Below are 13,090 nucleotides of genomic sequence, written 5' to 3'. Positions count from 1 at the left end.
TCGCGCGGGGTCGGACCCAAGAGAGCCGCTATCGCTAGGAGTTCACACCGGTGATACATGTCAGACGGGTCGCGGCCGTCGCCGCGGTCGCCCTCACCGTCGCGCTGGCGCAGCCACTGGCCGCCCGCGCCGACACCCCGCCCGCGCCGCCCTCCGACGCCAGGCTCGCCGCAGAGCCCGCCCGGCACGACGACACCCGTGAGCAGTTCTACTTCGTCATGCCGGACCGCTTCGCCAACGGGGACACCGGCAACGACAAGGGCGGGTTGACCGGCTCCCGCCTGTCCACCGGCTACGACCCCACCGACAAGGGCTTCTACCAGGGCGGCGACCTCAAGGGCCTGACCCAGCGGCTCGACTACATCAAGGGGCTCGGCACCACCGCCATCTGGATGGCCCCGATCTTCAAGAACAAGCCCGTGCAGGGGACCGGGAGCAACGCCTCGGCCGGCTACCACGGTTACTGGATCACCGACTTCACCCAGGTCGACCCGCACTTCGGGACCAACAGGGACCTGGCGACCCTCATCTCCAAGGCGCACGCCAAGGGGATGAAGGTCTTCTTCGACGTCATCACCAATCACACCGCCGACGTCGTCGACTACGAGGAGAAGTCCTACGACTACCTCTCCAAGGGCGCCTTCCCCTCCCTGACCAAGGACGGGCAGCCCTTCGACGACGCCGACTACGCGGCCGGAGGCAAGGGGTTCCCGGCCGTCTCCGCCGCCTCCTTCCCGCGCACCCCCACCGTCACCAGCGACAGCAAGGTGCCGTCGTGGCTCAACGACCCGACGATGTACCACAACCGGGGCGACTCCACCTACGCGGGCGAGTCGACCACCTACGGCGACTTCTCCGGACTCGACGACCTGTGGACCGAACGGCCCGAGGTCGTCAGCGGGATGGAGAAGATCTACGAGCGCTGGGTGCGGGACTTCGACATCGACGGCTTCCGGATCGACACCGTCAAGCACGTGAACATGGAGTTCTGGACGCAGTGGGCGACCGCGCTCGACGCCTACGCCGCCCGGCACGGCCGTAAGAACTTCTTCATGTTCGGCGAGGTCTACTCCGCCGACACCTCCGTCACCGCCCCGTACGTCACCCAGGGGCGGCTGGACGCGACCCTCGACTTCCCCTTCCAGGACGCGGCGCGCAGCTACGCCTCCCAGGGCGGCAGCGCGCGGAGCCTGGCGAGTCTGTTCGCCGACGACTACAAGTACACGACCGACAAGGCCAACGCCTACGAACAGGTCACCTTCCTCGGCAACCACGACATGGGCCGGTTCGGGTACTTCCTGAAGCAGGACAACCCGAAGGCCACGGACGCCGAACTGCTCGCCAAGGACGAACTCGCCAACGAGGTGATGTTCCTCAGCCGGGGCAACCCGGTCGTCTACTACGGCGACGAGCAGGGCTTCACCGGCTCCGGCGGCGACAAGGACGCCCGGCAGACGATGTTCGCCTCGAAGGTCGCCGACTACCTGGACGACGACGAGATCGGCACCGACCGCACCGCCGCCGAGGACGCGTACGACACGAGCGCGCCGCTCTACCGGCAGATCAGCGCGCTCTCCAGGCTGCGCGCCGACAACCCCGCCCTCGCCGACGGCGTCCAGACCGAGCGCTACGCGGCCGACGGCGCCGGCGTCTACGCGTTCACCCGGACGGACGCGAAGACCGGCCAGGAGTACGTCGTCGCCTTCAACAACGCCGGCACGGCGAAGACCGCGACCTTCGCCACCGGCTCCGCCGGCATGCGCTACCGCGCCCTGCACGGCACGGACGGCACCGTCACCTCCGACGCCTCGGCCGAGGTCACCGTCACCGTCCCGGCCGAGTCCGCCGTCGTGTACAAGGCGGCCGGCACCCTCGCCAAGCCCGCCACCGCCCCGGCCCTGACCCTCACCGCCCCGGCCGCCGGCGCCACCGGCACCGTCGACCTCACCGCGGACGTCAGCGGCGGACAGCTCGACCGCGTGGTCTTCGCCGCCCAGGTCGGAGGCGGCAAGTGGACCGTCCTCGGCTCCGCCGACCACGCCCCCTACAAGGTCACCCAGACCATCGCCGAGGACGTCCCGGCCGGCACCGCCCTGCGCTACAAGGCGGTCGTCGTCGACCCGGCCGGGCACACCCGCAGCGCCCTCGCCACCAGCACCTCCGGCACCCCGCCCGCCGCCGAGACGCCCACCGCCTCCTCCCGCGACTACGCGGTCGTCCACTACAAGCGCACCGACGGCGACTACGACGACTGGGGCCTGTACGCCTGGGGCGACATCGCCGACGGCGAGGCGACCACCTGGCCCGCCGGCCACCCCTTCGCCGGCCGGGACGCCTACGGCGCCTTCGCCTACCTCAAGCTGAAGTCGGGCGCCTCGAACGTCGGCTTCCTCGTCGTCGACAAGAACGGCGACAAGGACGTCTCCGCCGACCGCTCCATCGACGTCACCCGGACGGGCGAGGTCTGGATCGAGCAGGGCAAGCCGGACGTACTGACCGAGAAGCCGGCCGCCGACTACCCCGCCCAGGACACCACCAAGGCGGTCATCCACTACCACCGTGCCGACGGGGACTACGACGGCTGGGGCCTGCACGTCTGGACGGGCGCCGCGAACCCCACCGACTGGTCGGACCCCCTGGAGCCGGTGAAGACTGACGCCTATGGCGCGGTCTTCGAGGTGCCCCTCACCGAGGGTGCCACCAGCCTCAGCTACATCATCCACAACGGCGACGAGAAGGACCTCTCCGCCGACCAGTCCCTCGACCTCACGTCCGACGGCTACGAGGTGTGGCTGTTGAACGGCCAGGAGAACCATCTGCTCCCACAGCCCGCCGGCAGCGCCGCCGCGCTCGACCTGACCACCTCCAAGGCGGTCTGGATCGACCGGGACACGGTCGCCTGGAACGGCGTCGACGGCGCCGCCTCCACCCAGCTGCTCTCCTCCCGGGACGGCTCGATCGCCGTCCAGGACGGGACGCTGACCAGCGACGACGAGCGGTGGCTGCGGCTGACGAAGACCACCCTCAGCGACGCCCAGAAGGCGAAGTTCCCGCATCTGAAGGACTACACGGCCTGGTCGGTCGACCCGCGCGACCGCGGCCGGGTGCGCGCGGCCCTCACCGGCCAGCTCGTCGCCTCCCAGCGGGCCGCGAACGGTGCCGTGCTCGCCGCGACCGGCGTGCAGACCGCCGGTGTGCTGGACGACGTGTACGCCGGCGCCACCACCGCCGACCTCGGCCCGGTCTTCCGCCACGGAAGGCCGACCCTCTCCGTCTGGGCCCCGACCGCACAGTCCGTCGCCCTCGAACTCGACGGCGCGGTCGAGCCGATGCACCGCGACGCGGCGACCGGCGTCTGGTCCGTCACCGGTCCCGCCTCCTGGAAGAACAAGCCCTACCGGTACGTCGTCAGGGTCTGGGCCCCCAGCGTCCGGAAGATGGTCACCAACAAGGTCACCGACCCCTACTCGGTCGCCCTCACCGCGAACTCGGAGCGCAGCCTCGTCGTCGACCTGGACGACAGGTCCCTCGCCCCGGGCGGCTGGTCGACGTACACCAAGCCCAAGGCCGTACCGCTGAAGGACGCGCAGATCCAGGAGCTGCACGTCAGGGACTTCTCCGTGGCGGACACCACGGTGCCGGCCGCCGACCGGGGCACCTACCTGGCCTTCACCGACAAGGACAGCGACGGCTCGAAGCACCTGAGGTCCCTGGCGAAGTCCGGTACCTCGTACGTGCATCTGCTCCCGGCCTTCGACTTCGCCACCGTGCCCGAGAAGAAGTCCGACCGGTCGAGCCCCGACTGCGACCTCGCCTCCTACCCGGCCGACTCCGACAAGCAGCAGGAGTGCGTGGCGAGGACGGCCGCCACCGACGCCTACAACTGGGGCTACGACCCGTACCACTTCACGGTCCCCGAGGGCTCGTACGCCACCGACCCGGACGGCACCGCGCGCACGGTCCAGTTCCGGCAGATGGTGAAGTCCCTCAACCAGGACGGTCTGCGGGTCGTCATGGACGTCGTCTACAACCACACGGCGGCCAGCGGCCAGGCGGACACCTCCGTCCTCGACAGGATCGTGCCCGGCTACTACCAGCGGCTGCTCGCCGACGGCAGCGTCGCCGACAGCACCTGCTGCTCCAACACCGCGCCCGAGAACGCCATGATGGGCAAGCTGGTGGTGGACTCGATCGTCACCTGGGCCAAGGAGTACAAGGTCGACGGCTTCCGCTTCGACCTGATGGGCCACCACCCGAAGGCCAACATCCTCGCGGTCCGCAAGGCGCTCGACGCGCTGACCCTGAAGAAGGACGGCGTCGACGGCAAGAAGATCGTCCTGTACGGCGAGGGCTGGAACTTCGGCGAGGTCGCGGACGACGCCCGGTTCGTGCAGGCCACCCAGGCCAACATGGCCGGCACCGGCATCGCCACCTTCTCCGACCGGGCCCGGGACGCGGTGCGCGGCGGCAGCCCCTTCGACTCCGACCCCGGCGTCCAGGGCTTCGCGTCCGGCCTCTACACCGACCCCAACTCCTCCACCGCCAACGGCACCACGGCCGAGCAGAAGGCCCGCCTGCTGCACTACCAGGACCTGATCAAGGTCGGCCTGACCGGCAACCTCGCCAAGTACACGTTCACCGACACCGACGGCAAGGAGGTCACCGGCGCCGGGGTCGACTACAACGGCTCGCCCGCCGGGTACGCGGACGCACCCGGCGACGCCCTCGCCTACGTCGACGCCCACGACAACGAGTCGCTGTTCGACGCGCTGACGTACAAGCTGCCCGCCACGACCAGCGCGGCGGACCGGGCCCGGATGCAGGTCCTCGCCATGGCCACGGCCGCCCTCTCGCAGGGGCCGTCGCTCTCCCAGGCCGGCACCGACCTGCTGCGCTCCAAGTCGCTGGACCGCAACTCCTACGACAGCGGCGACTGGTTCAACGCCATCCACTGGAACTGCGCCGACGGCAACGGCTTCGGACGCGGGCTGCCGACGGCCGCCGACAACGAGTCCAAGTGGTCCTACGCCAAGCCGCTGCTGAGCTCGGTGAGCGTCGGCTGCGCGCAGATCGACGGGGCCTCGGCCGCCTACCGGGACCTGCTGAAGATCCGTACCACCGAGAAGGCGTTCTCGCTGGACACGGCCGCCGAGGTGCAGTCGCGGCTGTCGTTCCCGCTGTCCGGCAAGGACGAGACGCCCGGGGTGATCACCATGGAACTGGGTGACCTGGTCGTCGTCTTCAACGCGAGCCCCGAGCGGCAGGAGCAGCGGGTCGCCGCGCTCGCCGGGACCGGGTACCGGCTGCATCCGGTGCAGGCGGCCGGTGCGGACAGCGTGGTGCGGAAGTCCTCGTACGCGGCGGACTCGGGCACGTTCACCGTGCCGGGGCGGACCGTGGCGGTCTTCACCCGCTCGTCCTGACGGTGACCTGCCCCGACGGCGTCCGCGCCCGCCGCGCGGACGCCGTCGGGGCGCGTCCGGGACCGCTTAGGCTGATCCCCTCAGCCGTAGAACAGGAGTGCTCATGCCGCAGATCACCGTCGACTACTCGGCCGCCGCGGACGCCGTCCTCGACCGGGCGGCCTTCGCCCGGGCCCTGCACACCGCCGTCGTCGAGATCGCGGCCGCCAAGCCCGAGGCCTGCAAGACGCTGTTCCGCGCCGCGGGCCTCACCGCGTACGGCTACGACGACCAGGACAGCGCCCACGTGGTCGTCCACGTCACCTTCGGCCTCCTCGCCGGCCGCACCGACGAGACCAAGGCCAGGCTGACCGAGGCCACCCTGGACCTGCTGCGCGAGCACCTCAAGCCCGAGGGGTTCGTGCTGCACGCCTCCGCCGAGGTCCGCGACCTCGACCCGTCGTACCGCAAGTACGAGATCTGAGGCGCGTCTTCGCGCCCTAGCCGGCCAGTGCGATGAGCCGGGTGGCCAGGTCCGCGAAGGGGCCGTCGCCCGGCTCGTCCCGGACCATGCGCTTGAGCAGGGTGCTCATCTCGTCGTCGTGGGCCGCGCTGACCGCGGCCAGCGCGGCGAAGTCGTGGACGAGCTGGATCTCCAGTTCGGCGCGCGGGATGCGGCGGCCGTCCAGCCAGATCAGGGCCGTCGACTCGGCGAGCGAGATCCAGGAGCGGATGACCAGTTCGAGGCGGGCGGGCGCCTCGGTGACCTCCAGGTGCGTGAGGATCTGCTCGTACGCGGCCTGCCGCACCGAGTCGATGAGCGCGTTGGTCGCCGAGGAGCCGACGGCCGGGCCGCCGCGCATCAACGCGGCGAAGCCGGGCCCGTGTTCGTCGACGAAGTCGAAGAAACGGCGCATCACGCGCAGCAGCCGGGCGCCGAGCGGCCCCTCGGGCGGCTCGGCGAAGCGGCCCGCGAGATCCTCCGAGGCGCGCTTCAAGGCGGCCTCGTACAGGCTGAGCTTGCCGGGGAAGTAGTGGTAGACCAGCGGCCGTGAGATGCCCGCGGCCGCGGCTATCTCGTCGATGGAGACCTCGTCGGGCGAACGCCTGCTGAACAGTTCGAGGGCCACGCCGATCAACTGCTGCCGACGCTCGTCGACTCCCATCCTGCGGCGTACCCCGGTCGTCATGCGAACACCTTACCGATCGGATCCGGCCTCCCATGGACCCGGCCCGTCACGGGCGTTCACAGATCCAGCACGAGTCTCCCACTTCGCGCCCGCGAGACACAGATGAGCATCGAGTCCGCGCGCTCCGCGTCCGTGAGCAGCTCGTCCCGGTGCTCCACCTCGCCCTCCAGTACCCGGTGCTGGCAGGTCCCGCAGAATCCCTGGGCGCAGGAGTAGGCCGTGTCCGGCAGCTCCGCACGCACCGCGGCCAGCACCGACGTGTCGGCCGGCACCGTCAACGTCCTCCCGCTGCGACGGAGTTCGAGCTCGAAGGCATGGTTGCCGCCGCTGTCGGCACGCGGCGCGAACCGTTCGAGGCGGACGGCCGGGAACCGCTCCTCCACCGCCGCCATCAGCCCCTCCGGACCGCAGCAGTACACCGCCGCGCCCGCCGGGACCGCGAGCGCGTCGAGGTCCGGGCGCCCGTCCTCGTCCTCCGCGACGACCGTGACCCGCGCGTCCCCGGCCAACTCGTCCAGGAAGGGCATGGAGCCGCGGCTGCGGCCGCAGTACAGCAGCCGCCACTCGCTGTCCTCGCCGAGCGCCCGCAGCATGGACAGGACCGGGGTGATGCCGATGCCCCCGGCGACGAAGACATAGGAGCCGGCGGCGACCAGCGGGAAGCGGTTGCGCGGCCCGCGCACCTCCAGCTCCATGCCCTCGACCACCTGCTCGTGCAGCTCCCGGGAGCCGCCCCGCCCGTCCTCGACGAGCCGCGCGGCGATCGTGTACGACGAGGTGTCCGCCGGGTCGCCGCACAGCGAGTACTGCCGCACCAGCCCCGAGGGCAGCACCAGGTCGAGATGCGACCCGGGCTCCCAGCCCGGCAGCCGCTCGCCCTCCAGGCGCAGTTGGACGACGCCGTCGGCGACCGTCCGGTGCGCGGCGACCAGCAGCCGCAGCGCCCGGGAGCGCGGCTGCCCGGAGACCGGCGGGTCCAGGGCCGGCAGCGGCCACAGCGGGGAGCCCTCGATCCGGCGGCGCAGGGCCCGCCTGGCGAGCAGCGCGGCGCCCGCGACGGCGACCACGGTCCGCAGCCTCGGCGTCATCACTTGCCCTCCTTCTCGGCGGCCAGCGCGGCGGGGGAGGAGGCCAGGTAGGCGACCGCCTGGGCGGTGGAGCCCTCCTGGGAGGGGTGGTAGCCGCGGCTCAGGTAGCGGGGGACGGACCGGAGCATGTCGCCGGTGGCGGGCAGGGTGCCGCGCCGGCCGGCGCGGTGGAGGTCGCGCAGCCGGGCCCGGCCCTCGACGAGGGTCGGGTCGTTCGCCATGAAGAAGCGGGCGCCGCGCTGCCAGAGGAAGACGATCGCGGTGAACGCCGTCGCCCAGGTCCGGGCCCGCCGCCGGTAGCTGCCGTCGAGGTGCAGGAACAGGTCGAAGGCGACCGACCGGTGCTCGACCTCCTCGGCGCCGTGCCAGCGCAGCAGGTCCAGCATCATCGGGTCGGCGCCGCGCCGGTCCAGCTCGTCCGCGTTGAGGACCCAGTCGCCGAGGAAGGCGGTGTAGTGCTCGATGGCCGCGATCAGCGCGACGCGTTCGAGCAGCCACCAGCGCCGGGCCCGGCCGGGCGGCAGGGTGCGGTCGCCGAGCAGCTTCTCGAAGAACCAGTCGACCTGCGCGGTGTACGGCGTCGGGTCGAGCCCCAGCTCCTTCAGGTGCGGCAGCACCTCGTCGTGGGCCTGGGAGTGCATCGCCTCCTGCCCGATGAACCCGATGACGTCCGCGCGCAGCCGCTCGTCCGTGATGAGCGGCAGCACCTGCTTGTAGACGTGCACGAACCACCGCTCGCCGGCGGGCAGCAGCAGATGCAGCACGTTGATGGTGTGCGTGGCGAAGGGGTCGCCGGGCACCCAGTGCAGCGGGGTGCCCTCCCAGGCGAAGGACACGTTGCGGGCTGCGAGCGGGGTGCGCTCGGACTCCACCGGCCGGGGCTGCTTGTTGGACATGGCGTCAATGTACTGACGGGTAAGTCCGCTGAGAACCCCTGCGGCGACCCTTGTCTACGTTCCTGTCAGCAAGCCGCGCCCGTTCCTGTCAGCAAGCCGCGGTCGTCCCTGTCGGCACGTCGTGGCCGGTCCTGCCGGTGCGCCGCGCCCGTTCCTGTCGGTGCGCCGCGGTCAGTGCAGTCCGCTGATCGCGGTCCCGTCCGTCAGCGTGCCCTTCAGCTCCGCCTGAATGCCCTGCTGCGCCTTGGCCACCAGCAGCGCCCCCTGCGCCGAGGCCGTCACCCCGCCGGTCGCCCGGACCGACGCGGTGTCGCGACCGCCCGCCGCCAGCAGGTACCAGGTCCCGCCGCCGGACTTCCACAACACCCCGGCCAGCACATGGGGATCACGCGGACCGCACGCCGTCACGTCGGCGCCCTTGGCCGCGATCGCCCCGTACCGGCTGCCCGGCGTCCGGAACTGGGCCAGCGCCACCGTCCCGTCGCCCCGCCAGGTCTCCGCCCGCGTGCACACCCACGCCCCGGAGCCGCTCGCGTCCGGCAACGGCTGCTCCGCGAACGCCCACGCGTTCACACTGCGCACCCCGGCCGACCGCTCGGCGGCGAGCGAACAGGCGAACGGCGCCCAGTCGCGCAGCGCCGCCGCGCCGGTCGCCTCACCGGAGGCTCCGGGCCGGCCCGCGGTGAGATGCGCCGGCACCAGCTCGCCCAGGTCGGTGGAGAGCCGGCTGCCGTCCGCGTCGGTCAGCTGGAGCACGTTCCACGACGTGCACGAGCCCTGCTGCGGCGCGGCGCCGGCCATCGGCCCGGTCACCCCGTCGGTCAGCCCGAGGTCCATCGCCGCCGAAGCCGGCTTCAGCAGGTCCCGCTCCGCCGCCCCGGTCACCCAGGGAGCCGTCAGATAGCGGACGTTGCCGTCGGCACGCCCGAGGACCAGCGCGCTCGCCTCGGCGCCGGTCGCGCCGTCGACCCGGGCCAGGTCCAGGGCCGCGCCCTCGGTGCCGTCCTTCGGTTCCGCGTAGCGGGCGATGCGCAGACCGTCGTAGAAGACCACCACACGGGCGCTGTCGACCACGCCCGCGTACAGCAGCCGGGGCGGTCCGGCCGGGCCGCCGGTCTGCGTGCCCGGGGTCGCCGAGACCCGGACGGTGGCGCCGGGGCGGGCCCAGACGGCGAGGGCGCGGCGCAGCAGCGCGGTGTCGCCGGTGAGCGCGCCGCGCGCGGGCCACACCGAGAAGTCGGTGCGGGCGGCGGTCTTCCAGGCGGCGGCCGGGACCCTCGTCACCTGGGCCGGGTCCAGAGCCGCCTCGGCGGCCGCGTTCTGCGCGTACGGCGGGGCGGCGGCGCCGTCGGCACCCCAGCCGCCGCCCGGCAGCGCGACCAGCGTGCCGCACACCGCGAGCGCGGCCGCGGCGGCCAGCGCGGCCCTGGTGTGCTGGCGGCGCCGCATCAGATCGGTGGGCCGGGCCTGCAGCGAACAGGGGTCGAACTCGGGGGAGCCGAGCAGCGGGTACTCGGCCGGGACGCCGTTCGCCTCGGCGAGCGCGCCGTCCGGGTGCTCGACGCCGGCCGCCCGCAGGATCCTGCGGACCTCGCCGTCGGGGAGCTGTTCGAGACCGCGCAGGGCGTAGGCGGCGCGTGCCGGACCGGAGAGCCCGGCCAGCCGCTGGTCCAGGGCGAGTTCGTCGGCGCCGCCGGAACGCGGGAACAGCCGCAGGCCCCACACCTGCGGGAAGAGCGGCGGCAGCTGGGCGCGCCGGGGCCGGGCGGTGAGCCTGAGCGGGCGGCCCGCCTCCAGCGCCGTACGCACCACTTCGAGGCGGACCAGCGCGTACCCGGGGTCGGTCTCCCGCCCGCTCGACTGGGCCGGGATCACGGGGGCCTGCCTGCGGCCCCGGGGCAGCGCCCGCTGAACCAGGGCGTGCGCGGTCAGGACGCGGCGGCCGCGCACGGGCCCGGGCGGCAGCACCAGATGCGCGAGCCGGACCAGCCGTGGGTAGTGCTCGACGAGCGCGGCCCGGGCCTGCTCGACATCGACCGCCGGACCCGGGGCTCCGGCGGAGGCGGCTGCGTGACGCTGGGCTACATCCTGTGACTGCACGTCCTGGAGAACGAGCGACCCGTACGTTGGTCACCGCCACACGTGTCCCCTCGGTCCGCGTGCTCCGCGTGCTCCGCGAGCGAGCGCGCCGGGCACGAGGGACGGGCACGGCGTCCTCCGTGGCGTGTCGATCACGGCACGGGGCCGGCCGTTCCCGGTCCACGGGGCGTACGTGCGCGTACCGGTGTGCCGGACGACACGCGATTTGAGCACCCCGCGTCCCGGGGCCGTATGGAAGGGGACGGGCCCCGGCAGGGCCCGGGCAGCGATGCGACCGGAGGAACAGATGAGGTTGACCCGACCGATGCCGGCCGTGGCCGTCGCCGTGGCCGTCCTGGCGCTGGCGGGCTGTGGATCCGGCGACAGCGACGCGGAGGCCAAGGTGCCGGTCACCGCGACCGGCAGCCTGGAGAGCCTGGCCGCCAAGGTCAAGTGCACCCCCGACATGCAGATCGACTCCGACGAGGTCCGCCAGGCCATCTGCAAGGTCTCCGCGGGCAAGTTCGTCTTCGCCACCTTCGCCACCGACCGCGGCCAGCGCGAGTGGATCAACGACGCCAAGGACTACGGCGGTTTCTACCTCGTCGGCCGCAAGTGGGTCGCCGTCGGCACCGACAAGGTGGTCAAGGCGTTGCAGACCACGCTGGGCGGCGCCGAGGAGATCGGGACCGACCACAGCAAGCACACCAGCTGACGTTCCGCGGGGCACACGGAAGCGGGCGGTGGGAGATTCCCACCGCCCGCTTCTGTTCTCGTGCCGCCGGCCGGCTAGCCGGCCGCTGCTGTCACTGGCACTTCTTGCCGGAGTTGATGCAGTTGGCGATGGTGGTCGCCAGGTTGTTCTTGAAGACCGCGATGAAGTCGTCGTGGTCCGTGGCCGACTTGTGGAGCTGCTCCGGGAAGCCGTCCACCGCGTAGGCGCTCTTCACCTGGCCGTTCTGCACGACGGGCTGGGTGACGTTGTAGACCAGACGCATGGTCAGCTGCGGGATCGCCTTGAAGCCGTTGCCGCAGACACCGCTCGCGGGGTCCGCGAAGGCGACGTGCGAACGGTGGTTGGCGCTGTCGATGTTCGTGCCGTCCCAGCAGCTCTGGAAGGCGAACGTACGCACCACCTGGCTGCCCTTCGGGCAGATCGGGTACTGCTCGGTCAGCTGGACCTTGTTCTCGAAGCCGGTGCAGCTCCAGTGCGCGTTGGCGTTGGCCAGACCGTTGGTCGTGGTCTTGGCGTCACCGGTGATGATGCGCAGGAACTGGGGCATCGCCGTGACCTTGCTGGCCGGGCTGCCGACGTACTTGATCTCCGCCTGGACCGGCGTCAGGATCTTGCCGACGTTGCCCTCGGTGCCACCGCCGGCCGCGTTCTGGTCGAAGTCCTGCGTGCCGTCCTGCTCACGCACCACCGGCCAGTAGTAGGACGACAGGTCGCTCTGGTTCTGGCAGCTGGTCTGGTCGGCGAGCAGCGAGTCGTTCGTGGAGAACGCGTTGACCTTCTGGTTGCCGACGTAGTCGTGCAGGTGGTGCGCGCCGTTGGACACGCCGGGCGCCACGATGACGTTGTCGGTGTTGTGGTTCTTGTTGGCGTTCACACCGCACTTGGTGGTGAAGGTGCCCGTCGAGGCGTTGCCGCTGTTCTGCGGCTTGGCCTGGACGTTGGCGGCCACCTTCGTGATGTCCACGAAGTCCGCGGCGGTGGGACCGTTGCCGGCCTGGCCGCCGATACCGACGTCGACGGGCGTGCTGGCGCTCGCGCTGGGGGCCGCGCTCGCCGTGGCCTGTCCGCCGTTGTTGCCGTTGTTGTTCTGGCCGTTGTTGTTGCCCCGGCCGCCCTTGCCCCGGCCGCGGTTGTTGCCCCGGCCCGCGGTGGTCTGGTTGACGGTCTGCGTGGTGCAGGCCGCCAGCTGCGCGAGCGAGCTGTTGAACGTTCCGCCGACCCGCGTGATGTCGAGCCGGATCCGGTCGATCGTGGCCGCCCGCTTCTCCTTCAGGGGGCCGACGATCGCGTTCTGCACGAAGTTCGCGTCGTTCGCCTGCGCCTGACGGGTGGAGGCGAGCCGGGAGTAGGCCTCGGTGATCTGCTTGTCGAGGTTCGCCAGCTCCGTCGCCACCCCCTGCTTGGCCTTGTCCGGCACGCTCGTCAGCTTCTGGCCGACATCCGGGCAGGAGATCGTCGCCACCGTGGCGGCAGCGGCCTTCGTGTAGTTCTGGGCCGAGTTGTTGGACTCGTGCGCCGAAGCGTTCATCTGTGCCCAGAGCAGCCCGCCCCCACCGAGCGCTAGGGCCGCCGATGCGGCTATGGCCTTGACGGCCAGCGGCGAGCGGCGTTTGCGTGTGTTGCGTCCCATGGAACTCCTCTGACTTCCTTGGCGGGGCAGCATCGAGGCGCCCGACAGGAGTGAAGCGGCGCCTTCTCA

At 71.8% G+C, this 13,090-nt stretch carries 8 protein-coding genes; 3 read left to right on the top strand and 5 right to left on the bottom strand.

The window, feature by feature from the left end; all coding sequences use genetic code 11:
• The first annotated feature begins 50 nt into the window (after positions 1 to 50).
• Both pulA and ACZ619_RS05330 read left to right on the top strand, forming a co-directional pair.
• Positions 51 to 5,423, top strand: coding sequence for a pullulanase-type alpha-1,6-glucosidase (gene pulA / locus ACZ619_RS05335; RefSeq protein WP_469594340.1), 5,373 nt, complete (start codon positions 51 to 53; stop codon positions 5,421 to 5,423).
• A 103-nt stretch (positions 5,424 to 5,526) separates the two neighbouring features.
• The gene (locus ACZ619_RS05330; RefSeq protein WP_469594338.1) at positions 5,527 to 5,886 is read left to right on the top strand and encodes a 5-carboxymethyl-2-hydroxymuconate Delta-isomerase; all 360 of its coding nucleotides are present in this window, start codon (positions 5,527 to 5,529) and stop codon (positions 5,884 to 5,886) included.
• Between the two features lie 16 nt (positions 5,887 to 5,902).
• Here ACZ619_RS05330 and ACZ619_RS05325 read toward each other — a convergent pair whose 3' ends face one another.
• The 4 genes from ACZ619_RS05325 to ACZ619_RS05310 form a co-directional block, all read right to left on the bottom strand.
• Positions 5,903 to 6,592, bottom strand: a complete 690-nt coding sequence (locus tag ACZ619_RS05325) for a TetR/AcrR family transcriptional regulator (protein ID WP_469594337.1) — start codon at positions 6,590 to 6,592, stop codon at positions 5,903 to 5,905.
• Between the two features lie 56 nt (positions 6,593 to 6,648).
• Positions 6,649 to 7,680, bottom strand: coding sequence for a PDR/VanB family oxidoreductase (locus ACZ619_RS05320; protein WP_469594334.1), 1,032 nt, complete (start codon positions 7,678 to 7,680; stop codon positions 6,649 to 6,651).
• Positions 7,680 to 8,576, bottom strand: a complete 897-nt coding sequence (locus tag ACZ619_RS05315; RefSeq protein WP_469594331.1) for a metal-dependent hydrolase — start codon at positions 8,574 to 8,576, stop codon at positions 7,680 to 7,682. The genes ACZ619_RS05320 and ACZ619_RS05315 overlap by 1 nt, the downstream gene beginning before the upstream one ends.
• A 171-nt stretch (positions 8,577 to 8,747) precedes the next feature.
• Positions 8,748 to 10,676 (bottom strand): hypothetical protein, encoded by a 1,929-nt coding sequence (locus tag ACZ619_RS05310; protein ID WP_469594329.1) that lies wholly within the window; start codon positions 10,674 to 10,676, stop codon positions 8,748 to 8,750.
• A gap of 286 nt (positions 10,677 to 10,962) precedes the next feature.
• Here ACZ619_RS05310 and ACZ619_RS05305 point away from each other — a divergent pair, with 286 nt between their 5' ends.
• Positions 10,963 to 11,370: a hypothetical protein gene (locus ACZ619_RS05305; protein ID WP_469594327.1), complete on the top strand. Its 408-nt coding sequence runs from the start codon at positions 10,963 to 10,965 to the stop codon at positions 11,368 to 11,370.
• A gap of 91 nt (positions 11,371 to 11,461) precedes the next feature.
• Here ACZ619_RS05305 and ACZ619_RS05300 read toward each other — a convergent pair whose 3' ends face one another.
• Complete coding sequence (locus tag ACZ619_RS05300; RefSeq protein WP_469594324.1) at positions 11,462 to 13,021, bottom strand: DUF1996 domain-containing protein; 1,560 nt, start codon at positions 13,019 to 13,021, stop codon at positions 11,462 to 11,464.
• Positions 13,022 to 13,090 lie beyond the last annotated feature (69 nt).

Source organism: Streptomyces sp. NPDC104367 (assembly GCF_055583825.1).
Note: the sequence above shows the minus strand (reverse complement) of the source record. Positions and strands in the feature narration are given on the sequence as shown.